Raw genomic sequence first — 22,707 nt, 5'->3', positions numbered from 1 at the left:
GAGGAGGCCGGGAGTGTTCGCTCCCTGTGAACTGCCCGGACCATTCGAGGAGCGCACGTGGCAGGATTAATCCACGGCGGGACCCGCACCTGCGGCTCCCGCGCACGACACCTCGAAGGGATGATCCGAATGGCTGCGTCCACGTACACGCTTCCCGATCTCGACTACGACTACGGCGCTCTCGATCCGTCGATCTCCGGCAAGATCATGGAGCTGCACCACTCCAAGCACCACGCGACCTACGTCAAGGGTGCGAACACGGCGCTCGAGAAGCTCGCCGCGGCCCGCGAGGCCGAGGACTTCGGCACCGTGAACCAGCTGTCGAAGGATCTCGCCTTCAACCTCGGTGGTCACACCAACCACTCGATCTTCTGGAAGAACCTCTCGCCGGAGGGCGGCGACAAGCCGACCGGCGAGCTCGCCGCCGCGATCGACGACCAGTTCGGCTCCTTCGACGCCTTCCGCGCGCACTTCTCCGCCGCGGCGCTGGGCATCCAGGGCTCCGGCTGGGCGATCCTCGCCTACGAGCCCGTGGGCGGGAATCTCGTCATCGAGCAGTTCTACGACCAGCAGAACGGCGTGCCCGTCGCGACGATCCCGCTGTTCCAGCTGGACATGTGGGAGCACGCCTTCTACCTCGACTACCAGAACGTCAAGGCGGACTACGTCAAGGCGATCTGGAACATCGTGAACTGGGCCGACGTCCAGAAGCGCTTCGAGGCCGCCACCTCGACCGCCTCCGGCCTGGTCGTGCCGCAGGCCTGATCGACCCCGCCCGGCAGGCCCCGGGCAGCCGACGGACGGCCGGTCCCCGCGAGGGGGCCGGCCGTCCTCGCGCGTCCGGGGACCGATCGTTCCTCCCCAGCGGGGGTCCGTCCACAACCCCGCCGGGGGCATGGCTCCGACGGGCGGGCCGACGGGACAGTGAGGGCAGTCGGCACGGTGCCGGCGCCGGGAGCCTCCCGGCACAGGGAAGGACATCCCCCATGAAGGACGCCACCGTCATCACCATCCGCGGGAACCTCACCGAGGACCCCCAGCCCAAGACCCAGGGCAACGGCGCCAAGCTGCGGGTCGCGGTCACCGACAGCTATTTCGACCGTGAGTCGCAGACCTGGAAGGACCTCAGGTCCGAGTTCTACACCGTCTTCACCGGCCCCGCGCTGGGCGCCAACGTGCTCTCCTCGGTCCGCAAGGGCAACCCGGTCGTGGTCACCGGGCGGCTGAGCACGAACACCTGGCAGGACGACGCCGGAACGGACCGCACGGACCTCCAGATCAACGCCGAGAGCGTCGCCGTGGACCTCGTCTGGGGCAGCGCCACCTACAAGGGACGCCTGCGCCTGGACACCATCCCCGAGCACGATCCGAGCACCGGGGAGGTCCTCACCCCCGGCGAGGAGGAGGTCACGATCCCCGAGGAGGCCGTCGCCGTCGCGTGAGCGCAGGCCCATCCACCGGGGCCGGGGTGATGCAGGATCGTCCCGGCCCCGAGCGGGAGGAGCGCCCCGAGCACGAGGGCGGGGTTCAGCCGTCCTCGCGCAGGGACTGCAGGAGGGCGGAGGACAGCTCGGGCACGAGGGCCTCGCCCAGCACGAATCCGTCCCCGCCGGGCCTGCGCACGGCGGACCACGTGGTGCCGTCCTCGAGAGCGGCGACGACGATCCGGAGCGTCGAGCCGGCCGGCAGGGTCTCCTGGCCCTCCTCGGCGCGCACCGTCCAGGCGGAGGCGGCGAGATCGCAGGCCAGCGCCCCGCCCACGGCGAGATCGGGCCAGGCGATGCTCGCGAGGCCCTCGAGCGGGTCCGTGGGCGCGGTGCCCGGCCCGGCGGCCGCGGCGTCGTCGAGCTCGACGGGGGTCAGGGCGTGCTCGTCCGCGGCGCTCTCCCCGGCGGCGGCCTCCTCGACCCCCAGCAGCGAGGCGAGCGACGGCGAGGCGGCGAGCAGCTCGGAGACCCGCGCGAGCGCGAACCAGCGCGGTGCGGGGAGCGGCTCCTCGGCCACGTGTCGGGCGACCTCGAGCACGGCGGCCGCGAGCGCGGCGGTGGGGGCGTCCAGAGGGTCCGGAGTCGTCATCGAATCGTGAGCCGCCCTTCGCGGTCGACCTGACAGAATGGTGGGGACCACCACTGCCGGTGGTCACTCCCCACTGTATCCGGGGCCCGCGGTCCGTCGTTCGCACGTCGGGGTCCCCAGCTGCACGACCCGAGGACATCTGTGAGCTTCTCCGCGCCCTTCGGCGACACCCCCCGACCCCGACCTGCGCCGGAGGGAGGCGCCCCGAGCCGGCGGCGGATCTCCCCGCTGGCGATCACGCTCGGCGTGCTCGCCCTCGTCGTGCTCGTGCTGCTGCTGGCCTCCGAGGTCTGGACCACGTACCTCTGGTTCGACCAGCTGGCCGTCACCGAGGTGCTGGTGGTGCGCTGGGGCACGGAGGCGGTGCTCTTCGCGCTCGGCTTCCTGCTCTTCGCGGCCCCGCTCTTCCTCAGCCTCCGCCTGTCCTACCTGCGCCGCCCGGTGTATCCGCCGGTCACCCGTGAGCAGGAGGCCCTCGAGCAGTTCCGCACCGCCGTGGAGCCGCTGCGCCGCGGCCTGACCATCGCCGCGCCGATCGTGATCGGCGCCTTCGGCGGTCTCGCGGCCGCGCGCCGCTGGCAGGACGTGCAGCTCTTCCTGCACCCGCAGCAGTTCGGCGAGACCGATCCGATCTTCTCCAAGGACATCTCCTTCTACGTCTTCCAGCTGCCGCTGATCGACCTCGTGATCTCCTTCGGGCAGTTCGTCCTCCTCGTGGCGATCGTCGGAGCGCTCATCGGTCACTTCGTCTACGGCGGCGTCGCCTGGGGGCAGGAGAGCGGCCTCGAGGTCACCCGATCTGCCCGCCGCCACCTCGGCGTGCTCGCCGCGATCTACGTGGTGCTGCTCGGCGCGGGCCACTGGTTCCGCCGCTACGACCTCCTCGTGGGCACGCACAGCCGTTTCGACGGCGCGTCCTACACGGACGTCAACGCGATCCTCCCCGCACAGACGATCCTCGCGATCTCCGCGATCGTGGTGGCCGCGCTGTTCGTCCTGTGGATCTCCCGGTCGGACTGGCGGATCCCGGCCGTGGGTGCCGGCCTGATGATCCTCGCGACCCTCGTGGTCGGGAACATCTACCCCTGGGCCGTGCAGCGCTTCCAGGTGAGCCCGAACGAGCGCACCCTCGAGCAGCCGTACATCCAGCGCAACATCGACGCGACCCGTGCCGCCTTCGGCATCGACGGCGTCGAGGAGGTCCCCTACACCGCGACGACGGACGCCGAGCCCGGCGCCCTGCGCGAGGACGCGGCGACCACCGCCCAGATCCGCCTCATGGACCCCAACGTCATCGCGCCGACCTTCCAGCAGCGTGAGGCGAACCGTCGCTACTGGGGCTTCGACGACGTGCTCTCCGTGGACCGCTACCAGATCGACGGGCAGCAGCAGGACACCGTGATCGGCGTGCGCGAGCTGCGCCCGGACCGGTTCCAGCTGGACACCCAGGGCTGGGTCAACCAGCACATCGTCTACACCCACGGCTACGGCACCGCCGCGGCCTACGGCAACCAGCGCAGCAGCGACGGCGAGCCCACCTTCCTCGAGTCCGGCGTGCCGGGCTCCGGCGCCTTCGGGGACTACGAGGAGCGCGTCTACTTCGGCCGGCACTCCCCGGACTACTCGATCGTCGGCGCCCCGGAGGGCTCGGAGCTCGAGGAGTTCGACTACCAGTCCGGCGGCACCGATGACGAGGGCGGCGACCAGGTGAACTACACCTTCACCGGTGACGGCGGCCCGTCCGTGGGCAGCTTCGTGAACCGCCTGCTGTACGCGATCAAGTTCCGCGATCCCAACATCCTCATCTCCAGCTACGTCAACGACGAGTCGCAGATCCTCTACGACCGCGACCCGCAGGAGCGCGTGCGCGAGGTCGCCCCGTTCCTCTCGCTGGACTCGCAGATGTACCCGGCGGTCGTGGACGGCTCGCTCGTGTGGGTGGTCGACGGCTACACCACGTCGGACCGCTATCCGTACTCGACGTCCGTGGACCTCGACTCCGTCGTCACGGACTCGCAGACCTCGGCGGGGGACACCTCGCAGAACCGGGTGCCGAACGCGAACTACATGCGCAACGCGGTCAAGGCCACGGTCAACGCGTACGACGGCTCGGTGACCCTCTACGCGTGGGACACCGAGGACCCGATCCTCAAGGCGTGGAACGAGGTGTTCCCGAAGTCACTGCACGACCACACCGAGATCAGCAGCGAGCTCATGAGCCACCTCCGCTACCCGGCGGACTACTTCAAGGCCCAGCGCGAGCAGCTGTCGAAGTATCACGTGACGGACGCCGGGGAGTTCTTCGGCCAGCAGGACTTCTGGCAGGTCACGCCCGATCCCACCAAGCCGGCCCCGGAGAACCCGGACGGCACCCCGGGGGAGCAGCCGGCGCAGCCCCCGACCTACCTCACGATGCAGGTGCCGGGGGCGGACGCCCCCCGCTTCACGGTGTCCTCGACCTACCGCCCGGCGCAGGGCCAGAACGTCCTCACCGGCTATCTCGCCGTGGACTCGGAGACCGGGGACGAGAAGGGCAACCCCGCGGAGAGCTACGGGCAGATGCGCCTGCTCGTGCTGCCGGCGTCGAACCCGGTCAACGGTCCCGGGCAGGTGCAGGCGACCTTCAACTCGGAGCCGAACGTCTCGCGGGCGCTGAACCTGCTGAAGTCCGGCAACTCCGAGGTCATCAACGGCAACCTGCTCACGCTGCCGGTCGGCGGCGGTCTGCTCTACGTGCAGCCGGTGTACCTGCAGTCCTCCTCCGCGGGAGGCGGCACGCAGTACCCGCTGCTGCAGATGGTGCTCGTCTCCTTCGGTGACAAGATCGGCTTCGCACCCACGCTGGACGAGGCCCTCGACCTCGTCTTCGGCGGCGACTCCGGCGCCAATGCCGGTGACGCCTCCGTGAGCGACACCGGCGGTGCGAGCGGCGCCGTCGACGCCGAGACCGGTGACGCCACGACCACGGAGCCTCCCGCAGGGGACGAGGGCACGCAGACCGAGGCCCCGGCGAGCGGAGACCAGGGCTCCGCCGAGGAGCGCCTGAACCAGGCGCTCGCGGACATGGACCAGGCCGTCAAGGACGCGGATGCGGCGATGGAGAAGGGGGACTGGGCCGCCTACGGCGAGGCCCAGGACCGCGTCTCCGATGCGCTGAACCGCGCGATCGCCGCGCAGGAGGAGATGGGGCAGAGCGTGCCCACCGGATCGCCGTCCGACGGCGGCGAGGGCTGACCGACCCGATCCTCGCGGCCTGCCCGCCCGTCGATCACGGCGGGCGGGCAGGCCGCTCGGGCACGGGAACGCGCGCGAACAGCGCGTGAACGTGGCTTGGCCCACGTTCGACCCCTATGGATTGGACCTGCGGGTTCGGTCGTCGTAGAGTAGTCCATGTCGCCGCGGGGTGGAGCAGTTCGGTAGCTCGCCGGGCTCATAACCCGGAGGTCGTAGGTTCAAATCCTGCCCCCGCTACGAGAAAAGCGGCCCTCACCTGGTACTTTGCCGGGTGGGGGCCGCTTCGCGTTCCCCGTCTATTCGACCGGACTGGCCGGAAACTCACCGCTTATTCGCTAGGCTCCTGCCATGAACAACCCCGCGCGCGAGCTCCACTCTCTTCTAGGCGGCTGGTCGGTCGCGAACAACGCGTCCGTGTACTCGTCGCGTGGGGCACAGAACGCGTCGAATCCGGAACTCTGGGACGACGTGCTGCGCGCAGTGAGCCTTCTCGATGAGGTGCGAGCAGGCCTCAAGACCGTCGACCTCCTCGATGCCAACCGGAAGATGCTGGACTCGATCGCAGCAACGATCTTCGTGCCCGATTCGACTTGGTCCAGCCAGGGTTCCGGGAAGCGACCTTCGGCGGAGCAGATGGGATCTCTCGCGTCCTGGGCGCTCATACTCGACCGTGGAGAGCCGCAGTTCACTCTCGAGAAGGCCGATCTAGATGCCGTTCGACAAGCGATCGGAGAGGCGAAGGGGGTGCTAGCAAGCATCCCTGGAATGAGTGAGCCGCACCGCACGTACATTCGAGAGCTGCTCGATGCCGCGCTCGCTCACCTGTCGGGCGATCGTCCGGACCTGCTCGCCGCTCGCTCGACGTTCCACGAAGCCGTTGGCGTGCTTGCGTTCCAGCCGGCAGTGAAGCGGTCGAGGGCCGGGCGAGAGTTCTTGCGGAAGATCGCGTTCGTCGGAGGTGTCTTCTTCTTCAGCCAGGTCGGGGTGCCGGTCATGAATGGCATTGCCTCGAACATGGGGTCGGAGTTCTTGCTAGAGCAGTTCTCGATCCACCAGGAGGTCGATGCGCCCACTGATCTAGACGCCGAGGAGCTAGACGACGACGGAAAGTAACGCAGGCTCCAGCTTTACTAGCCTTCGAGCGCGCGGATCGTCTCGCACGGGAATGGCGGGTGAGTGCCCTGCGATCCGTTGCAGTGCTGGCACACGGCGGGTGATCCGGCTGGGAGGTGCAGCGCGTATACGCGGGCGACCTTCTCCTGCGCGTGTTCGGCCGCGCCGCGCTCGGCCTGAGCCTGCTGTAGCGCGAGCCGCCCGGCTGACTGCGCCTCGTCGAGCTGAGCGACGGTCCGGGCGAGCTCTTCCCGGAGCTGCTCGGCCTCAGCGGCATCGGCGGGGGCCTGCTCGACGCGGGTCCACGTGAAGTGCCGGGTGTGGGTGTCGATGTGGTCGCTGTACCCGCCCTCCGGGGTGTCGGCCGGGGTGCTGAGCATGTCGCCCACAATCCGCTCGGCATCGGCCTGGTCGGTGGCGAGCACGGTCACCGCCACGGCCGGGAGGTCGTGGTACCCGGTGCGGCTGTGGCCGTAGCGCTCGCGCCGCTTCCGCTGGACGTGCGTCTCGCCGGTGAACCGGTACATGGCCGGCGCGGGGTCGAACCCGGCGACGGTGCGGGCATGGTTCGGGGCGATCATCGGTCGAACCCGAGAACAGCGACGGGCGAGGGCCAGGTCTGCTTCGCGTACATGGGGCAGACCTCGTCGGGGAGGGTGGCGAGGTCGAGGGCCTCGAGGCGGTCGGCGGCGGCGGTGTCGCCGGCGGGCAGTGCGTCGATCGCGTCGGCGAGGGTCGAGTCGTAGACGGGGGTCGCTCTCATGGGGTGGTGTCCTTCCGGGGGTGCTGGTCGGTCGTGTCGTCGTCGAGGGCGTCGAGCAGGTCGAGCTGTCCGGGGAGCCAGGTCGGCTCGCCGGTGTAGGGCTCGGGTGCGCCGCGACCGGCCTCGACGTAGTCGGCGGGGCCGTCGGGGTGATCCCAGGTGGTCATGCGACGGCCCCCCACGTGATGCGGGCGGGGGAGCGGCGGATGAACTTGTCGGCGAGGTCGGCGCGGCCGTGGCGGTGTGCGAGGGCGAGCGCGGTGTCGCGGGCCCAGTCGACGCGGGCGGCGGCGAGGTCGGGGGTCACGCCGCCGTCGAGCAGCCACTCGAGGTCGGCGAGGCGGTTGACGGTCGGGGTGCGGCCCGGCGTCGGGGCCGGGGCGGTGAGGCGGGCGAGGACGTCGTCGGGGTGCATGGCGGTGGCGGCCCGGTGGCCGGCGGCGTAGGTCCGGGCGAGGTGCCGTCGGCAGGTGCCGCGGCCGGTGGCGGGGGCGGTGCAGTCGCGCCACGCGCAGGGGCGCGCGGTCATCGGGCGGTCTCCCCGGCGAAGTCGGCGGCGAGCTGGTCGCGGCACGTGAAGTGGACGAAGGCGACGGCGGCACCGTCGGTGCTGCCGAAGTGGAAGCAGTAGGGGCCGGTGAGGGTGAAGCCGGTCGCGCGGAGCTCGTTCTCGGCCATGCGGCGGAGCACGCGGCGGAGCAGGAACCGTCCGGGAAGGGTGGCGATGACGAGGGTAGGAGCGCGGAGCGCGAAGTGAGAGTGCAGGAGCGTCGGGTCGTCGGGGTCGGCGTGCATGGTGTCCTCCTAGTCGATCCGTCTACGAAGCGTAGACGTCGGGGGCGGGGGTCATGGGGGACCCCCGCCCGGGGGTGGGGTGGTCAGGCGGCGGAAGCCTGCGCGGCCGCGCCCCGCATTCGCTCGATCTGCTCGGCGGTCATTCCCAGGTGCCGCGCGTACGCCCACGAGAGGGCGTCGACGGCGGGCCGTCCGGCGGGCAGGGTGGCGAGGCGGCGGGCGGCGCGGGCGGCAACGGTCCGCTCACCCTCGGTCATGTGGGCCCCCCGGGCGACCCGGAGCGCGTCGGCGAGGGCCTTGCGGTCGTTCTCCCGGCATGCGCGCTCGACACCGTAGGCCGCGTGGCGGCGGTCCTGGGCGGTCCGCGCGGCGGCGTGCGCCTGGTCGGCGTAGTCCCCGGCGTTCCGGAAGGCGGCGGTCATGCGGTCGCCGTCCGCGATGTTTGCCAGGGCGTCGCACCGCTGAGCGAAGTCGGCGAGGTGCCAGGCGCGGTCCGCGTCGAGGCGAGTGGGGAGCTGGTCGGCGGTGGCGATCGCGAGGGCGGCGTCGCGGGCGGCGCGGGCTCGGGCGGCGTAGGCGGTGACGGTGTTCATGGTGGCGAGCTCCTCGGCGGGGTGGGCGGTACCCCTACAGTCTACATAAAAGTAGACGAAGCATCTACTCGCGCTAGACGGTTAGGCGAAGAACTTCTCGAGGGTGTCCCGGACGTCGGGGGCGAGGGTGCGGCGCTCGACGTAGTGCCGGCGTGCGACCTCCTCCGTGTTGCCCATGACCTCGGCGGCGGCGCGGAGGCCGTGGGTCCGGTCGACCTCGGTCGCGACGGTCCGGCGGAGCTCGTGTGGGGTGATCCATGCGAGGCCTGCCGGCTCGAGGGCGGCGCGCAGCGTCTTGCGGAAGTTGTTCTGGTCCCAGTGCGCGCCGTTCGCGGCGGGGAAGACGAGGTCGTGGGGGTTGCCGTCGGCGTTGACGTGGCGGCGGGTGAGCATGGCGACGAGGTGCGGGGAGAGGGTGTGCACGACGTGGTCGGCGTCGCCCTTGCGGTAGTCCTGCCGGTAGAGGCGGGCGGGCTTCTCGTCGGTCCACGAGAGGGTCCCGGAGATGGTGAGGGTCCCGGCCTCGAGGTCGATGTCCTCGGACCAGCGGGGGGCGAGCGCCTCGCCGATCCGGGCGGACGTGGCGAGGATGACGTCGACGACGTCGAGGAGCGCGGTGGTGCGGGGGCGACCGCGGCGCGGCTTGCCGTCCTCGCGGGGCGGCGGGGACTGCCAGGCGATGATCGCGGCACGGACAGCGCGGACCTGGTCGACGGTGAGGGCGTGCGGGTCCTTCTTCGTGACGGTGACGCCGGCGACGTCGCGCATGGGGTTCGAGGCGAGCGCGCCGTGCCGCGTCGCGAGGGACAGCGCCCCCGAGAGCACGGTCCGTGCGAGGCGCGCGGTGGGTGCGCCGATCGTCGCGCGGAGCCCGCGGATGTACGCCTCGAGGCGGGGGACGGTCGCTTCGCGGAGGCGGACCGCTCCCATGCCGGGGTTGACGTGGTCGGTCGCGACTTCCCGGTACCGGCGGAGGGTGTTCGAGGCGAGGTTCGCGGTCTCCCGGTCGGCGAGCCAGAGGGTGACGGCCTGCTCAATCGGGGAGTTCGCGGTGAGGTCCTCGCCGGCGGGCGCGAGGCGGTCCGTGAGGTCCTCGGTGAGCGCGTTGCGTGCCGCGCCCTTCGTGGGGCGGGTGCGGGTCACGGAGCGGGTCACGCCGTCGACGTCCCGGAACCGGGTCCGGGCCTGGTAACCGCCCGGGACGCGGGTCACCGTGACGGTGCCCCATGTGCCGATCGGGAGGGGTGGCCTACCGGGCATCGTCGACCAGGGCCTGCACGATCACGCGGACGGTGTGGAGGGTCGCGTCGTCGAGGTGCTCGAGGAGCTCGGAGACGATCCGGGCGTCGTCGCGGTCGGCGGGCGCGTCGGGGACGCTGACGGCCATGCCGGCGGACGCGGCTGCGGCGCGGTGCATGACGTCGGCGGGGAGGCGGAGGCCGGCGGCGAGCTTGTCGACGGTCGCGGGCCGGTACGAGCGGGTGGTCGTGCTGGCCATGATCGCACCAATGAGGGGCTTGCTAAGGCCGGTCTTCTTGGCGATGTCCTGGTAGGAGTCGCCCGTGCGGTCGATGTGTTCGCGGAGTAGGTCGCGGATGGTCTTCGGTGTGGCGTTCATGGGGAAATCGTATGCGTGGGGTCTGACAAATGTCTACTCGGAGTAGACGGGGTGGGGGGCATGGGGCTATGGTGGCCACGCCGTCTACGCACCGTAGACGGAACGTCTACGAAGGGACGCCCCACCCATGGCCACGTACGTTCGAGCGCGCGCCTACACGCTCGACCAGGACACGCTGACGAACCGGTTCGGACTGTCCGGCACCGCCCTCGCTCGCCGCGCCGCCCTGTCCGTCGAGACCGTCCGCAAGCAGCAGCGGGTGCACACCTACCCGCCCGGCAAGGTGCCGAACATCGAGCTCGCGAAGGCGGAGCGGATCGCCGCCGCCCTCGACCAGCCCGTCGACGCCCTGTTCTGCTACCCCAACGGCGACCCCATCGGGGGTGCCCTGTGACCGCCCCGGACCGGATGCGCGGCCTCGCCGGCGTGCTCGTCCTCCCCGCGCAGGACTACCAACGGGACCGTCGCCTGTGGCTCACCGCCCGCCGCATGGGCCTCGGCGCGTCGGAGACCGCCGCCGTGCTCGGCCTTTCCGCGTGGGCGACGCCCCTGTCCGTCTACCTGTCGAAGGTCGACACGTCCGACGTCGTCGACGAGGCCCCGTCCATCGCCGCGCAGATCGGGACGGACATGGAGGACATGGTCGCCCGGTGGACGGTCCGGGAGTGGCCGGAGCTCGGGAAGATCGGGCCGACGCCCGGCCTGCTCGTCCACCCGGACCACGGGTGGATGTTCGCGACCCTCGACCGGCTCCTGTACCCGCGGGGCACGACCGGCGCTGACCCGCTCGGCGTGCTCGAGGTGAAGACGACGTCCCGCTGGAACTACGAGAAGAACTGGGTCGACGGGGTGCCGCCGGCGTACGTGCAGGTGCAGGTGCAGCAGCAGCTCGCCGTGTCCGGACTCGACACCGCATGGGTCGCCTGCTGGGTCCGCGATGACACCCCCGAGAAGGCGCTGAAGGAGCCGTACCGGATCGACGCGGACCCCGCCGTCCACGCCCAGCTGATCGAGTACGCGGGCACCTGGTGGAAGGAGCACGTGGTCGCCCAGCGGCCGCCGTCCGCGTCGTTCGCCGACGCGCCCCGCATGAACGAGCTGCACGTGCCGAACCTCGACGCGGACCCCGTCGTCGCCGACGACGAGCTCGAGCTCGCGGTCGGCCGGTGGCTCGACGCGAAGAACCGGGCGAAGGCCGCCACGGACGACGCGACCGCCGCGGAGGTCGCCATGAAAGACGCGATGGTCCACGCCGGGTCGAATGCGATCGCCCGCGGCGATGGGCAGCTGCTCGTGACGTGGAAGGCGAACAAGCCCGGCCGCCGGCTGGACACGAAGGCGCTCGAGGCTGATCACCCGGACCTCGTCGCCCGCTACAAGAAGACGACCCCCGGAGCCGTGGTGCTCCGCCCGGTGAAGGGATACGACGACTGATGACCAGCAACGACCTGTCGACCACGATCGCGACCGCGCAGACGGTCGAGCGGCGCACCGCTCACGACCTCGTCCGGTCCATGTCCGGGGAGTTCTCGAAGGTGCTCCCGGAGACGGTGCCCGTCGAGACGTTCATGCGACTGACGCTGACGGAGCTGCAGCGGAACGAGGACCTGCAGGCGTGCTCCGCGCCGTCGCTCCTCGGTGCGCTCATGCTGTCCGCGCAGCTCGGCCTCGAGCCGGGCGGCGCGCTCGGGCACCTGTACCTCACGCCGCGGCGCGTGAAGGGCGAGCAGACGGTCGTCCCCATCATCGGGTACAAGGGCCTCGTCGAGCTCGCCCGCCGCTCCGGGAAGGTCGGCACCGTCAAGGCGCAGATCGTTCGCGAAGGGGACCTGTTCGACCAGGGCTTCGACACGGCGCGTGGCGGCGAGTACACGACGTGGCGGCCGGCGGACCACGAGGAGAAGCGCCCGCCGATCGGGGTGCTCGCGTGGGCGTCCCTCGCCGACGGGGCCGTGCAGACGAGGTACACGCCCATGGACCAGGTCGACGCGCGCCGCGAGCGCGGTGCCGCCGGGCAGCGCGGCCCCTGGGCCACGGACCGCGACGCGATGATCCGGAAGACCGGCATCCGCGCGCTCGCCCCGGACCTGCCGGCGTCCACCGCGCTCGCCCTCGCGACCCGCGCCGACGAGCGCGTGACGGAGTACCGGACCGGCGGCCTCGTCGACGCCGACACCGGCGAGGTGCTCCACCGCGACAGCGGCGACGAGTGACCCCCACCCACACCCCCGAGAGGACCCCCACCATGACCACTCCGCAGAACCGTCGGGCCCGCGCCCGCGTCGGTGACCCGTTCACGTCGCAGGCCGCCGCGGCCGTCGCGACCCGCTCCCTGCCCACTGTCCGCGCGGCCGTGTACGCGATCCTCGAGGCGGCCGACGGGCCGCTCACGCACGACCAAATCATCGCCGCGTACCGGCGACGGCAGATGGACGGTCTCGCGCGGGCCGGCGCGTCGGACTCGTCGATCCGGTCGCGGTGCAACGAGCTCGAGAAGGACGAGCTCGTGCTCGTCGTCGACCAGGGCGGGAGGTCCCGCATGGGCAACCCTGCCCGCCGCTACGCTGCCCGTACCGTCTACGATCCGGAGACGGTGCGTCTCGAGGACGGGGCGCTCCTGTGAGGCAGCAGACGACCGTGCTCGTGTCCCGCGGGACGCTGCTCAACGCGAACGACCGTCGCCACTGGGGAGCCGGGCACGCCCGCACCTCCCAGCTGCGGATGATCGGGAAGGGCGCGGGCCGGGCCATGTACCCGGTGCCCGCCGGGGTACGCGTCCGCGTGGACGTCGACGTGTGGAAGGGCTACACCTCCCACTACGACCCCGCGAACCTGTACCCCACCGCGAAGGCGCTCGTCGACGGGCTCCGCGATGCGCGGGTCCTCACCGACGACGACTGGAAGCACGTCGACGGCCCCCACCTCCACCACGGCGGCGTCGACCCCTCCCTCCGGGGCCGCATCCCCGCCGGCGACAAGGTCCGCTTCGTCGTCACCCTCGACAGCATCGGGGGTGCCCTGTGAGCCTCGAGGCGATGGTGTGGGCGCTGAAGCACGCGCCCGTCACGGACCCCCTCGCGCACCTCGTGCTGATCGGACTCGCCGACCATGCGGACCCGCAGGGGCGGGAGGCGCGGCCCTCGCAGAAGCGGCTCGCGGCGTACGTCAACGTCACCGATCGGACGATCCGCACGAAGCTCCGTCTCCTCGAGGGGGAGGGTCTGATCGTGCCCGGCGACGAGCGGCTCGCCGCCCACCTCCGCGCCGATCGGCGGCCCCTCGTGTGGGACCTGCAGCTGCACCTCACGAAGGCGACGGCACGGGCGGAAGGAGCTTCCGGGCGGAACGGCGACGTCGACACGACCGGAAGCACGGTGCAGTCACGACCGGAAGCAGGGTGCACGAACGACCGGAACACTGCTTCCGACAGAACCGTCCTTGAACCGTCCAGTGAACCGTCCGTGAACCGTGTCGGCGATGCCGACGCGACGACGGTCCGGGAGGACGTCGCGGAGGTCTGCCGGATCGTCGCGGAGCACGTCTACGCGGTCACCGGGAAGCGGCCGACGGTCGGTGCTCGGTGGGAGCAGCAGGCGCGGCTCATGCTCGACTCGGACGGGCACGCCGTCGACGACGTCCGCGCCGTCATGGCGTGGGTGACCGCGTCGTCGTTCTGGTCGCCGAACATCCTCTCGGTGTCGAAGCTGCGGGACAAGTGGCCGACCCTCGTCGGGCAGGCGCGCCGCGACCTCGGCGGGAGCGGCGGCTGGATGAGTCGCGAGCTCGCCCGCGCGAACGCGTTCGCGGGAGGTGGGAACGGATGAGCGCCGGCCCCCGAGAATGCACCGACCCGGGGCACGGGCACGTGCTCATGTGCCCGGTGCAGGCGACGCAGATCGCGGGTCTCGCGGTCATGTCGGGCATGGCCCGGCGGGACGACGGGATCGGGCTCGCCTGGTGGACGCTCGGTCTGTGCGAGCTGCGGTTCGCGGACGCGGAGGCCGCCATTCGGCACCTCGTCGCCGGTGGGATCGGCGAGCGGAAGTGGATCACCGCCCGCGACGTGATCCGGCAGGTGCGGGCCATGCGGGCGGAGCGGCACGATCGGGCCCCGGCCCCCGTTCCGCCGGCGCAGCTCGAGGACGATCCGGAGCTCGCAATCGAGGAGCGTGCCGATCGGCAGGCGCGGCGGCAGGCGTTCATCCGGTGGTACTGGACCGCCGTCGGGAACGGTGAAGCACCCGGGCGGGCTCTCGAGCTCGCCGCGCAGGGCGTGCGGCTGGACCGGTACATCGCGGCGCGGCCCCCGGAGGGTGGCGAGGTGGTCGGTGACGACGAGGTGCGGCGGGTCCGTGGTGCTGTCACGGCGGGGCTCGCGGCGGAGCGGAGGCGGCGTGGCTGACTGGGCGAAGGCGTGGCAGGACGAGGTCGACGAGCGGACGCGGGCCGTGGTCGATCGGGCCGTCGTGCACCTCGACGACCTCGAGGTGCGGTACCTGGCTCTCGGGGGGATGGTGACCCCGGGGCGGGGTGCGCCGGGCGGGCGCAGGCCGGCGGGGCCGTCTGTGCCGGTGCGGGTCGACGTGATCGACCTGGCCCGGGACGTGGAGGTGTTCGCGGTGCGGTACGCGGGGCTCGTTGCCGGAACGTTACGCGCGGGTTCATCGAACACACGTTCGACCGTGGGTGCGCTCGCCTACGTTGGAAACAACCTCGGAACGGCAGCGCTCGAGGACCCCACCCTCGCGGTCGACGTGGAGGGCGGGGCCGCGAAGCTCCGGTGGCGGGCCCGCCGGCTCGTCGGCGAGGTCGCGTCGGCGTTCCCGGTCGACGTGGACTGTCCGGAGTGTGGGCTCATGTCCCTGTGGGTCCATCCGGGGCGCGGCGTCGTGAAGTGCGGCGTCGAGGACTGCGGCGCGGAGTGGACCGTCGGCGAGATCGCCGTCCCGGTCTGGTCGGCGCGGCAAATGTGACAACAAGAGACGATCCGTCTATCATTTGTAGACGAGCGGGAGGCCGCTCGCCGATCCCCCACAAGGAGCCACTCCACATGCCGACCAATGTCCGCACGTTCCACCTCCCCGCCGACGTCACCGCCACCACGTTCACCCTCGACGACGAGACGACGACGCACGTCCAGCTGACCGTCGGCGACGAGCCAGCCACCCTCGCGACCATGACGGACCTCGCTTCCTCCCTCACCCGCATGGTCGGGTACCTCGAGGGGGCCGACGAGCAGGACACGGTGGACTGCGCATGAACTGCAACCCGGAGGGACACGCCCGCGCCGCGGGCGGTTCCGCGCGCCCTCACCGTCTCCACCGCGTAGACGGAACGGTCACGATCCTCGACGTCATCCTCGCCGGGACCGCGATCACCCTCGCCCTCGCGATCCTCCTCGACCCCACCGCCGGACCGATCGACGGCCGGCACCTCCTCATGGGTGCGGCGCTCGCCGTGCTCGCCACCCGCGCCACCCGGCGCTGAAAGGACACCACCATGACCGACCACGACACCCGCGACGCACGCCGCGCACGCCTCGAAGCTGCCACGAAGGGCGACACCGTCACCATCCCGGACGGGTGGGAGAAGCCGGACGGCCCGGAGCTGAGTCTCCGCGCGAGCCGTGCGGACCTCCGCCCCGGCGACGTGCTCACGAACGACGGCACGGATGTCATGGAGTGGGCGCTCGGCAAGCCGGCCCGCCACCGTGACGGGAACGTCATCTGGTACACCTCGCGGACGCTCGCACGGCTCGGTCTCGAGCCGGACCGAACCCGCACCCCGGATGTCGACGCCGGGCCCCGCGTCTCCGTCTCGGAGTCCGTCCCGGAGGGCACCGCGATCCTCGGCGACTTCTCCCAGGAGCCGGAAACGACGACCCGCGGGGAGAAGGCGCGGGCCGCGCGCGACGCGGACGCCGACGACGCGACCCAGGACGAGGACGGCGAGTCGACGTCGTTCGGTTCCGTGACGGTGACCGTCACCCCGGACACGGCTGCGTTCGAGGCGCGCCTCGACGCACTGTCCGCGCAGGCCGACGAGCTCGCGGCGAGGATCGCGACGCTCCCGGAGACGTACGAGCTCGACGAGTACCAGCGGGAGCGGGTCGCCGCGCTCGAGCAGGCCCTCCGCGTCCTCGAGTCCCGACGTGCCGGGAAGGGCGCGGAGGCCGGGTCGCTCGCCGCGATGTTCGGGAAGCGCGCGGACGTCCCGCTCGTCGGGAAGCGCGACCTCGTCGACGTCGCCGCGTTCATCGCGAACGGTGACGTCGTCTTCCCGGAGGTGAAGGCGTGAAGCACCCCGTCGTCACGATCACCGCCCGCACCGGCGGCGAGCCGGAGCTGCGGTACACGAACAGCGGCATCGCCGTCTGCAAGGTCCGCGCCGCCTGGTCGAAGGACATCCCGCCGGCGACCCCCGGCGGCGACTGGGACCGGGAGAACACGACCTGGGTCACCGTCGAGTGGTGGCGGAAGGCCGCGGAGCAGGTCGCGGAGCTCGCGATCGGGAAGGGCGACACGATCCGTGTCACCGGGTCGCTGTTCATGGAGGAGTTCACGCGCCGGGACGGGTCGATCGGGCAGGGCTTGAAGCTCACCGCCGACGGCACCCCGGCCGTGTGGCCGAAGCGTGACGCGCAGGACGGCGGCGGCCAGGCCCCGGCCCGCACCCCCGAGAACACGCCCGCGCAGGGCGGCGGGCAGGCGCAGCAGCAGGGGTTCGGGAACGGGGGTGGGTACGATGACCCGCCGTTCTGAGCAGTGGGACCCGGCGACCCGCGCGCACTTCCGGGACGCTGACCAGCTCCCGCTGAACGTCGACCCCGCCGGGCGGCTCGGGAAGGCCGGCGACGTGCAGGGCTCCGGCACGCACCGGGCGACCCTGCCCGTCGACTCGGCCGGGCACCGCGTGAAGGTCGACCCCGCCCGCCGGCGGAACCGGATGCTGCGGACCAACTCGGCGCGCCTCGCGCTCGGTGGGTTCCTCGACGACGTCGAGTCGGAGCCGGACGCGTCATGGTTCGAGATGTGGCGGACGACGGGGGACTTCTCCCTCCTTGACCTCGTCCTCGTGCTCCTCGACGCGGCCGGCCCCTCGAGGGTCACCGTGGAGACGTGGTCGGCGGGCCTCTACGACATGGAGGTCCTGAACCGCTTCATCGCGTCGGACCTGATCACGTCGTTTCGGCTCGTCCTCGACGTGTCGTTCCGCAACAACCGCGGGAACAACGCGACCGACGGCACGTCGTACGCCGCTGTCCTCGAGGACGTGTTCGGGCTCGACGCGATCCGCACGACCCGCACGCACTGCAAGAACGTCGTCATCCGCGGCGGGGACCACGAGTTCGCGGTCCTCTCGAGCGCGAACCTCAACGAGAACAAGCGCGCGGAGTGGTACGTCGTCACGAACGACCCCGGGACCGTCGCGTTCGCCGACCAGGTCGGTGACGAGCTGTTCGCCGGCATCGAACCGGGCTGGCACCCGGACCGGGGCGCGGAGCAGCTCGGCCGGATCGACTCGACCGGGAACACGCTCGGCGCGCGCCCGATGACCGGGGTCGCGGTGATGACCGCATGACCGGGCGCACGGTGAACCCCGCGGGGCACGCGCAGGAGACGTTCCAGCGTGACGGCGGCGGGTACCGGCGGACGGGCGACTACCCGGCCGGCGGGCTCGTGCGGCAACCGTGGCACGTCGACCGGAGCGTGCACGCCGCCGTGTGGAAGGGCAACGGGACCGGCACCTGGTACGCGGACATCCTCCGCGGCGACCCGTCCGGGCGGGCCCTCGAGGCGTACGACCAGGAGCGCGCGTTCCGGCTCGTGAGCGCCGGCGAGTTCCCCACCTGGAACGAGGCGTACACGTGGGCGCTCGCCGTGGTCAACGCGCGCCGCGCCCACCCCGCCGGCCGCAGCCTCACCCGCGACCCGCTGCAGGCGGCCACCGCCGAACTGCACGACCGGACCACGTTCACCGTCGACGAGCTCGGCGCGGCGTGGTGCGGCCTGTTCGGAGGGCGATCCGATGAGTAGTCCGCTCGAGGACCAGCTCACGGCCTTCGCGGCCCGGATCATCCGCGGCGGAGCGGCGGACATCCGCCGGCAGTACGTCGAGGTACGCGCGGCGACCGTCCTCGTGTCCGATCCGCTGGCCCGCGCCTACGCCGAAGGGATGGTCGCCGGTGTGGACGTCGCCGCCGACGTCCTCGATCGGTGGGCGGACAACATCATCGCGAGCATCCTGCTCGCTGACCTAGACGGGAACGACGCATGACGACCAACGACTACCCCGCACCCGGGCACATGCCAGCGGACGTCGCCGCTATCTGGGACGAGGTCGTGCAGGCACACACCGACGTCGGCGACGACACCATCGCCCGGAAGGTCGGAGCCGGCCTCGAGGCGTACTGCGCGATCGTCGCGGACCTCCGCGCCGCGACCTCGAAGGTCGCCGAGCACGGCGTGCTCGTGCAGGACGTCCGCGGGGCCCCCGTCGAGAACCCTGCAATCGCGATCAAGAACAACGCCGCCCGGGAGCTCGCCCGGATCGGCGACAAGTACCAGGCCCGCGCACCCCGCGCCCGCCGCCGATGACAGGAGACACCATGCAGCACGACCAGCAGTACCCTAAGCACCCCGAGAACACCCCCCGCCCGGAGCCCGCCGGCGGGAAAGTCCTCGCGACCGTCGCCGTGTGGGCGACCGTCCTCCTCGGCGGCGGCCTCATCGCCTCCCTGATCCTCGCCGGGATCGTGTCCCTGTGGCGGGTGATCCTGTGAGGCACGGCAGCCGCGCCGCCCGTGACGCCCGGGACGCGTACATGCGCGAGCAGATCACGAAGTCCCACCGGATGCAGGTCGCCGCGATCGCCGGGAACCTGAAGGCCCGGACCCGCGCGGCCCGCCTCACCGGGCTGACGTCCGTCACGCTGCACCTCCCGCTCGGTGACGCCGCCGTCGTCGCCGACGCGCTCAACGCGTGGGCCCGCCGTGACGAGGCCGCCGCCGACCGTGTCGCGATCGCCGACCGGAAGGCGGCGACACGATGACCCGCACGACCCGCACCGCCCGGGTCCTCGACGTGACCTTCGCCGTGCTCGTCGGCGGGTCACTCGCCGTCGCCGCCGTCGCCCACGGGATCGACGGGAACTGGCCGGCGACCGCCGGCTACGCGCTCGCCCTCGCATGGTTCGTGCTGTTCACCCTCACGTCCCGCCGTGCCGACCGCGGCTGGGCCGCCGTCGTCAAGCTGCAGGCCGCCCTGATCCTCGCGCACCAGGAATGGTTCGACGCCGGCCGCACCTACCAAGCAACCCTCGACGAGAACACGCGCCGCGGGCACACCGAACGGGAGCAGGCATGAACCGGTACATCATCGAAGGAATCCTCCGCGACCTCGCCGCCGGACGGACCGTCCTCGTCGTCTCGCCCACCGCGCGGGACGTGCAGCAGGCGCACCGCGCGGCGCTACTCCACCTCGACCCCCGGGCGAACCTCGGCACCCTGTACCCCCACACCCCCGGGTACGCATGGAACGCCGCGAACGGCACCGCCCGCCTGCACGACGTCACCACCGAAGCGATCGCCTTCTACCGCGCCCTCCACAACGCGGACGGCGTCGAGGCTGACGTGATCGTCGTCGACGGGGTGCGCCGCATGGTCGACGACACCGACCCCGGCGGCCTCGCCACGCTCACCGCCGGCCGCGACGTCGTCCTCATCGACTGACCATGGCCCGCCTCGTCGACACCCTCGCCGCCGCGCATGCCGCCCGGGTCAAGCCCGCTCTCATCCGCACCTGGGCAACACGCGGACACCTCGAGCCCCACGGACGCGACGCCCGCGGACGCACGCTCTACCGGCTCGACGACGTGTACCGGGCCGCCGCGCGACGCTCATCCACAAGCCGTGCACAACCTGTGGACGACTCGTCCACGAACGTGTGACATACTGAGTGTCGACGGCGGAAGTGTGTCCGCACGTGGGGTAGACGGCCCGGGTGTTGTGGCGACGCCCGGGCCGCGCCACGTCCTACGGGAGGTGACCCGCCCATGACCGGACCCGCCGCCCACGTCGAGCGCGACGACCCCCGGTACCGCAAGCTCGCCCGCGACTTCCGCGCCGCCTGCGAGAGCAGCGGGACACCGTGCTGGCTGTGCGGGCAACCGATCGACTACCGGCTCCGGCACAAGCCCGGCAAGCCGATCCCCGACGGCGCGTTCGAGGCCGACCACGCGAAGGCATGGGCGGACTACCCGCACCTACGCCTCGACCGGGCGAACCTCCGCGCGTCGCACAAGGGCTGCAACCGCCGACGCGGCAAGCGCCCCGCAGACGACCTACAACGCGAGCTCGCCCTCGGAGAGCCCTCGCGCACCTGGTGAACGCTCACCGACGAACCTCGACCCTCCCTCGTCGCCGAACGCGGCCCGGCACCCTCTCTCCTCACAGGGGGAGGGGGGTCGGACTCTCGGCGACGACCCCAGCCCGAGTTGGGGTGTCGGGTAGGAGTCTCTCTCTCCGGTCGACCTCGACCGGGTCCCTCGCGCGTGCGCGCGCATGGCCTGACGTCTACTCGCAGTGGGAGGTTTGCCGTGGCTGGCGATCCGCTCGACACCTCGCTGGTCGCGGCGACCGAAGACGCGCTCGAGGCGGCCCGGGCCGCCGGGGTGCTCACGGACATGGACGAGGGCACCGCCGCCGTTCTGCTGCGCATGGCGGAGCGGATGGACGACCCGGACTTCCCGTACGTGGAGGGCCGGTTCGACAACGTCACGGAGGGCCTGTACCTGAAGGCCGCCCGGGAGCTGGGGCTCACGGTCGCCGGCCGGACGGTGCTCCCCGAGAAGAAGGAGGGGAAGCGTGGCAAGCTCTCCGTCCTCCGTGAGCAGGCCGGCCGTACCGGCACCTGATCGTCTGTACGGGCACGAGGTGCCGCGGGTGTTCACGCCGCCGCTGCGGGAGCTCACGCGGGAGACGTCGCTCGGCTTCGCCGTGATCGACTTCGCGCGGGACCTGCTCGGCGTGACCCTCCGGCCGTGGCAGGCATGGTTCCTGGTCCACGCGCTCGAGCTGCTCGAGGACGGTCGGCTGCGGTTCCGGACGGTGGTCCTGTCCGTGGCCCGGCAGAACGGGAAGTCGACCCTGTCCCAGGTGCTCGCTCTGTGGGCGATGTACGTGCGCGGGTCGGGGCTCGTGATCGGGACGGCGCAGAACCTCGACATCTCGGAGGAGGTGTGGGACGGGGCGGTCGACCTCGCGGAGGGTGTCGACGAGCTCGCGGACCTGATCGGTGCGGTGCACCGGTCGAACGGGAAGAAGGCGCTCGTCCTCGAGTCGGGGGAGCGGTACCGGGTGCAGCCGGCGACGCGTCGTGGTGGCCGTGGACTGTCCGGCGACCTGATCATGCTCGACGAGCTGCGCGAGCACTCGACGTGGGATGCGTGGTCGGCGGTCACGAAGACGACCATGGCTCGCCCGGACGCGCTGATCCTCGGCATGTCGAACGCGGGGGACGCGGCGTCGATCGTCCTGCGGCACCTGCGGCTCATGGCTCACCGGGAGCTCGGCGACCCGGACGGGATCGTGCGGTCGGCTGAGGGTGTCGCGGACATCCTCGCCGCGCCGGTCGAGGACGACGGGGCTCCGGACGACGCGATCACGAACGGTGACGCGGCGCTCGGGTGGTTCGAGTGGTCGGCACCTCCGGGGGTGGACGTGCACGACGTCGACGGGTGGCTCGCGGCGAACCCGTCGTACGGGCACGTCGAGATGCACCGCGCGCTCGCGTCGGCCGCGACGACGGACCCGGAGTGGGTGTTCCGCACGGAGTGCCTGTGCCAGTGGAACGACGGCGCGACCGAGAGTGTGTTCCCCAGCGGGTCGTGGCTCCTCGGGCAGGACCGGGAGTCGGTGATCGCTGACGGGGAGCCGGTGACGTTCTGCGTCGAGGTCGAGCCGGACCGTGCGAACGCGTACATCGTCGCGGCGGGCCGGCGGCCGGACGGGGACGTGCACGTCGAGCCGATCGCGGCGCGACCGGGCACCTCGTGGGTGACCGGATGGTTCAAGGAACGGACGAGGCCGGGGCAGGACCTCCGGGTCGTCGCCCGCCGGCGGGGCGCGGCGGTCGTGTCGATCGCGGACGACCTCGAGGCGATGGACGGCGTCGAGGTCGTGAACTGGGGCGGCGCGGACCTCGGCGCGGCGTGCGGGCGACTGTTCGACGCGGTCGTCGCTCACGTGTGGGAGCCGGACGCGGACGAGGGCGAGACGGCGGGGGACCAGCCGGAGCGGCTGTGGCATCGGCCGTCGCCGGTGCTGGACCTCGTCGCAGGAACGGTGGTCACCCGGCCCATGGCCGGCGGTGACTCATGGATGTGGTCGGCGAAGGGCTCGCCGTACGGGTGCGCCGTGCTCATGGCGGCCTCCGGTGCGGTGTGGGACGTGCTTCGCCCCCAAGAGGACAACTCGAGCGCGTACGAGGAGTACGACGTCGCGGTCGTGTGAGAGG

At 71.8% G+C, this 22,707-nt stretch carries 37 protein-coding genes and 1 tRNA gene; 29 read left to right on the top strand and 9 right to left on the bottom strand.

The features are described 5' to 3' along the window. Positions 1-129: 129 nt before the first annotated feature. The gene (locus ABD080_RS13605; protein WP_137770453.1) at positions 130-765 is read left to right on the top strand and encodes a superoxide dismutase; all 636 of its coding nucleotides are present in this window, start codon (positions 130-132) and stop codon (positions 763-765) included. 221 nt (positions 766-986) lie between these two features. After that, on the top strand, positions 987-1,442 hold the full coding sequence (locus ABD080_RS13600; RefSeq protein ID WP_264449415.1) for a single-stranded DNA-binding protein: 456 nt from the start codon (positions 987-989) through the stop codon (positions 1,440-1,442). Positions 1,443-1,527: 85 nt separating this feature from the next. Here ABD080_RS13600 and ABD080_RS13595 read toward each other — a convergent pair whose 3' ends face one another. Then, a complete protein-coding gene (locus ABD080_RS13595; RefSeq protein ID WP_259359523.1) occupies positions 1,528-2,076 on the bottom strand; it encodes a PPA1309 family protein in 549 nt (182 codons plus the stop codon). Positions 2,077-2,217: 141 nt separating this feature from the next. Between ABD080_RS13595 and ABD080_RS13590 the strand changes: the two genes are divergently transcribed. From ABD080_RS13590 to ABD080_RS13580, 3 genes are all read left to right on the top strand, one after another. Next, the gene (locus tag ABD080_RS13590) at positions 2,218-5,310 is read left to right on the top strand and encodes a UPF0182 family membrane protein (protein WP_343905638.1); all 3,093 of its coding nucleotides are present in this window, start codon (positions 2,218-2,220) and stop codon (positions 5,308-5,310) included. A 163-nt stretch (positions 5,311-5,473) separates the two neighbouring features. Further along, a tRNA-Met gene (locus ABD080_RS13585) sits at positions 5,474-5,547 on the top strand. A 111-nt stretch (positions 5,548-5,658) separates the two neighbouring features. Continuing rightward, the gene (locus ABD080_RS13580; RefSeq protein ID WP_343905636.1) at positions 5,659-6,423 is read left to right on the top strand and encodes a hypothetical protein; all 765 of its coding nucleotides are present in this window, start codon (positions 5,659-5,661) and stop codon (positions 6,421-6,423) included. 17 nt (positions 6,424-6,440) lie between these two features. On the opposite strand, the gene ABD080_RS13575 is transcribed toward ABD080_RS13580, so the two are convergent. The 8 genes from ABD080_RS13575 to ABD080_RS13540 form a co-directional block, all read right to left on the bottom strand. Next, entirely contained in the window at positions 6,441-7,004 is a 564-nt protein-coding gene (locus ABD080_RS13575) for a hypothetical protein (RefSeq protein WP_343905634.1), read from the bottom strand. Next, positions 7,001-7,186: a hypothetical protein gene (locus ABD080_RS13570; RefSeq protein ID WP_343905632.1), complete on the bottom strand. Its 186-nt coding sequence runs from the start codon at positions 7,184-7,186 to the stop codon at positions 7,001-7,003. Before ABD080_RS13570 ends, ABD080_RS13575 begins: the two co-directional genes overlap by 4 nt. Beyond that, positions 7,183-7,353 (bottom strand): hypothetical protein, encoded by a 171-nt coding sequence (locus ABD080_RS13565; protein WP_343905630.1) that lies wholly within the window; start codon positions 7,351-7,353, stop codon positions 7,183-7,185. Before ABD080_RS13565 ends, ABD080_RS13570 begins: the two co-directional genes overlap by 4 nt. Continuing rightward, a complete protein-coding gene (locus tag ABD080_RS13560; RefSeq protein ID WP_343905628.1) occupies positions 7,350-7,715 on the bottom strand; it encodes a hypothetical protein in 366 nt (121 codons plus the stop codon). The genes ABD080_RS13565 and ABD080_RS13560 overlap by 4 nt, the downstream gene beginning before the upstream one ends. After that, the gene (locus ABD080_RS13555; protein WP_343905626.1) at positions 7,712-7,981 is read right to left on the bottom strand and encodes a hypothetical protein; all 270 of its coding nucleotides are present in this window, start codon (positions 7,979-7,981) and stop codon (positions 7,712-7,714) included. The genes ABD080_RS13560 and ABD080_RS13555 overlap by 4 nt, the downstream gene beginning before the upstream one ends. Before the next feature lie 83 nt (positions 7,982-8,064). Next, entirely contained in the window at positions 8,065-8,574 is a 510-nt protein-coding gene (locus tag ABD080_RS13550) for a hypothetical protein (protein ID WP_343905624.1), read from the bottom strand. A gap of 81 nt (positions 8,575-8,655) precedes the next feature. Beyond that, complete coding sequence (locus ABD080_RS13545; RefSeq protein WP_343905622.1) at positions 8,656-9,786, bottom strand: tyrosine-type recombinase/integrase; 1,131 nt, start codon at positions 9,784-9,786, stop codon at positions 8,656-8,658. 37 nt (positions 9,787-9,823) lie between these two features. Continuing rightward, entirely contained in the window at positions 9,824-10,192 is a 369-nt protein-coding gene (locus tag ABD080_RS13540) for a hypothetical protein (protein ID WP_343905620.1), read from the bottom strand. 127 nt (positions 10,193-10,319) lie between these two features. Here ABD080_RS13540 and ABD080_RS13535 point away from each other — a divergent pair, with 127 nt between their 5' ends. The 24 genes from ABD080_RS13535 (at position 10,320) to ABD080_RS13425 (ending at position 22,703) form a co-directional block, all read left to right on the top strand. After that, positions 10,320-10,586, top strand: a complete 267-nt coding sequence (locus ABD080_RS13535; RefSeq protein ID WP_343905618.1) for a hypothetical protein — start codon at positions 10,320-10,322, stop codon at positions 10,584-10,586. Then, complete coding sequence (locus ABD080_RS13530) at positions 10,583-11,626, top strand: lambda-exonuclease family protein (protein WP_343905616.1); 1,044 nt, start codon at positions 10,583-10,585, stop codon at positions 11,624-11,626. The genes ABD080_RS13535 and ABD080_RS13530 overlap by 4 nt, the downstream gene beginning before the upstream one ends. Then, positions 11,626-12,405, top strand: coding sequence for a recombinase RecT (locus ABD080_RS13525; protein ID WP_343905614.1), 780 nt, complete (start codon positions 11,626-11,628; stop codon positions 12,403-12,405). The genes ABD080_RS13530 and ABD080_RS13525 overlap by 1 nt, the downstream gene beginning before the upstream one ends. Before the next feature lie 32 nt (positions 12,406-12,437). Beyond that, the gene (locus tag ABD080_RS13520) at positions 12,438-12,815 is read left to right on the top strand and encodes a hypothetical protein (protein ID WP_343905612.1); all 378 of its coding nucleotides are present in this window, start codon (positions 12,438-12,440) and stop codon (positions 12,813-12,815) included. After that, positions 12,812-13,216 carry a hypothetical protein gene (locus ABD080_RS13515; RefSeq protein WP_343905610.1) on the top strand — a complete coding sequence of 135 codons (405 nt, stop codon included), beginning with the start codon at positions 12,812-12,814 and terminating at the stop codon, positions 13,214-13,216. Before ABD080_RS13520 ends, ABD080_RS13515 begins: the two co-directional genes overlap by 4 nt. 11 nt (positions 13,217-13,227) lie before the next feature. Further along, a complete protein-coding gene (locus ABD080_RS13510) occupies positions 13,228-14,016 on the top strand; it encodes a helix-turn-helix domain-containing protein (protein WP_343905608.1) in 789 nt (262 codons plus the stop codon). Then, entirely contained in the window at positions 14,013-14,594 is a 582-nt protein-coding gene (locus ABD080_RS13505) for a hypothetical protein (protein WP_343905606.1), read from the top strand. The genes ABD080_RS13510 and ABD080_RS13505 overlap by 4 nt, the downstream gene beginning before the upstream one ends. Positions 14,595-14,658: 64 nt before the next feature. Further along, the gene (locus tag ABD080_RS13500; protein WP_343905604.1) at positions 14,659-15,165 is read left to right on the top strand and encodes a hypothetical protein; all 507 of its coding nucleotides are present in this window, start codon (positions 14,659-14,661) and stop codon (positions 15,163-15,165) included. Positions 15,166-15,242: 77 nt separating this feature from the next. Beyond that, positions 15,243-15,452 carry a hypothetical protein gene (locus tag ABD080_RS13495; RefSeq protein WP_343905602.1) on the top strand — a complete coding sequence of 70 codons (210 nt, stop codon included), beginning with the start codon at positions 15,243-15,245 and terminating at the stop codon, positions 15,450-15,452. Next, complete coding sequence (locus tag ABD080_RS13490) at positions 15,449-15,679, top strand: hypothetical protein (RefSeq protein ID WP_343905600.1); 231 nt, start codon at positions 15,449-15,451, stop codon at positions 15,677-15,679. The genes ABD080_RS13495 and ABD080_RS13490 overlap by 4 nt, the downstream gene beginning before the upstream one ends. A gap of 12 nt (positions 15,680-15,691) precedes the next feature. Beyond that, positions 15,692-16,489: a hypothetical protein gene (locus tag ABD080_RS13485; protein WP_343905598.1), complete on the top strand. Its 798-nt coding sequence runs from the start codon at positions 15,692-15,694 to the stop codon at positions 16,487-16,489. Next, positions 16,486-16,953, top strand: coding sequence for a single-stranded DNA-binding protein (locus ABD080_RS13480; protein ID WP_343905596.1), 468 nt, complete (start codon positions 16,486-16,488; stop codon positions 16,951-16,953). The genes ABD080_RS13485 and ABD080_RS13480 overlap by 4 nt, the downstream gene beginning before the upstream one ends. After that, complete coding sequence (locus ABD080_RS13475; protein WP_343905594.1) at positions 16,937-17,773, top strand: hypothetical protein; 837 nt, start codon at positions 16,937-16,939, stop codon at positions 17,771-17,773. The genes ABD080_RS13480 and ABD080_RS13475 overlap by 17 nt, the downstream gene beginning before the upstream one ends. Next, complete coding sequence (locus ABD080_RS13470) at positions 17,770-18,228, top strand: hypothetical protein (RefSeq protein WP_343905592.1); 459 nt, start codon at positions 17,770-17,772, stop codon at positions 18,226-18,228. Before ABD080_RS13475 ends, ABD080_RS13470 begins: the two co-directional genes overlap by 4 nt. Then, on the top strand, positions 18,221-18,469 hold the full coding sequence (locus tag ABD080_RS13465; RefSeq protein ID WP_343905590.1) for a hypothetical protein: 249 nt from the start codon (positions 18,221-18,223) through the stop codon (positions 18,467-18,469). Before ABD080_RS13470 ends, ABD080_RS13465 begins: the two co-directional genes overlap by 8 nt. Beyond that, on the top strand, positions 18,466-18,789 hold the full coding sequence (locus tag ABD080_RS13460; RefSeq protein ID WP_343905588.1) for a P27 family phage terminase small subunit: 324 nt from the start codon (positions 18,466-18,468) through the stop codon (positions 18,787-18,789). Before ABD080_RS13465 ends, ABD080_RS13460 begins: the two co-directional genes overlap by 4 nt. Positions 18,790-18,800: 11 nt before the next feature. Continuing rightward, positions 18,801-18,974, top strand: coding sequence for a hypothetical protein (locus tag ABD080_RS13455; protein WP_343905586.1), 174 nt, complete (start codon positions 18,801-18,803; stop codon positions 18,972-18,974). Positions 18,975-19,015: 41 nt separating this feature from the next. Continuing rightward, positions 19,016-19,243: a hypothetical protein gene (locus ABD080_RS13450; RefSeq protein WP_343905584.1), complete on the top strand. Its 228-nt coding sequence runs from the start codon at positions 19,016-19,018 to the stop codon at positions 19,241-19,243. After that, complete coding sequence (locus ABD080_RS13445; protein WP_343905582.1) at positions 19,240-19,557, top strand: hypothetical protein; 318 nt, start codon at positions 19,240-19,242, stop codon at positions 19,555-19,557. The genes ABD080_RS13450 and ABD080_RS13445 overlap by 4 nt, the downstream gene beginning before the upstream one ends. Next, on the top strand, positions 19,554-19,922 hold the full coding sequence (locus tag ABD080_RS13440) for a hypothetical protein (RefSeq protein ID WP_343905580.1): 369 nt from the start codon (positions 19,554-19,556) through the stop codon (positions 19,920-19,922). Before ABD080_RS13445 ends, ABD080_RS13440 begins: the two co-directional genes overlap by 4 nt. 2 nt (positions 19,923-19,924) lie before the next feature. After that, positions 19,925-20,140, top strand: coding sequence for a MerR family transcriptional regulator (locus ABD080_RS16825; protein ID WP_377827318.1), 216 nt, complete (start codon positions 19,925-19,927; stop codon positions 20,138-20,140). Between the two features lie 105 nt (positions 20,141-20,245). After that, positions 20,246-20,578 (top strand): HNH endonuclease, encoded by a 333-nt coding sequence (locus ABD080_RS13435; RefSeq protein WP_343905578.1) that lies wholly within the window; start codon positions 20,246-20,248, stop codon positions 20,576-20,578. Between the two features lie 210 nt (positions 20,579-20,788). After that, positions 20,789-21,106, top strand: a complete 318-nt coding sequence (locus ABD080_RS13430) for a hypothetical protein (RefSeq protein ID WP_343905576.1) — start codon at positions 20,789-20,791, stop codon at positions 21,104-21,106. Beyond that, on the top strand, positions 21,057-22,703 hold the full coding sequence (locus ABD080_RS13425) for a hypothetical protein (RefSeq protein WP_343905574.1): 1,647 nt from the start codon (positions 21,057-21,059) through the stop codon (positions 22,701-22,703). Before ABD080_RS13430 ends, ABD080_RS13425 begins: the two co-directional genes overlap by 50 nt. Positions 22,704-22,707 lie beyond the last annotated feature (4 nt).

Origin of the sequence: Brachybacterium rhamnosum (genome assembly GCF_039526185.1) — a bacterium.
Lineage (GTDB): Bacteria > Actinomycetota > Actinomycetes > Actinomycetales > Dermabacteraceae > Brachybacterium > Brachybacterium rhamnosum.
Note: the sequence above shows the minus strand (reverse complement) of the source record. Positions and strands in the feature narration are given on the sequence as shown.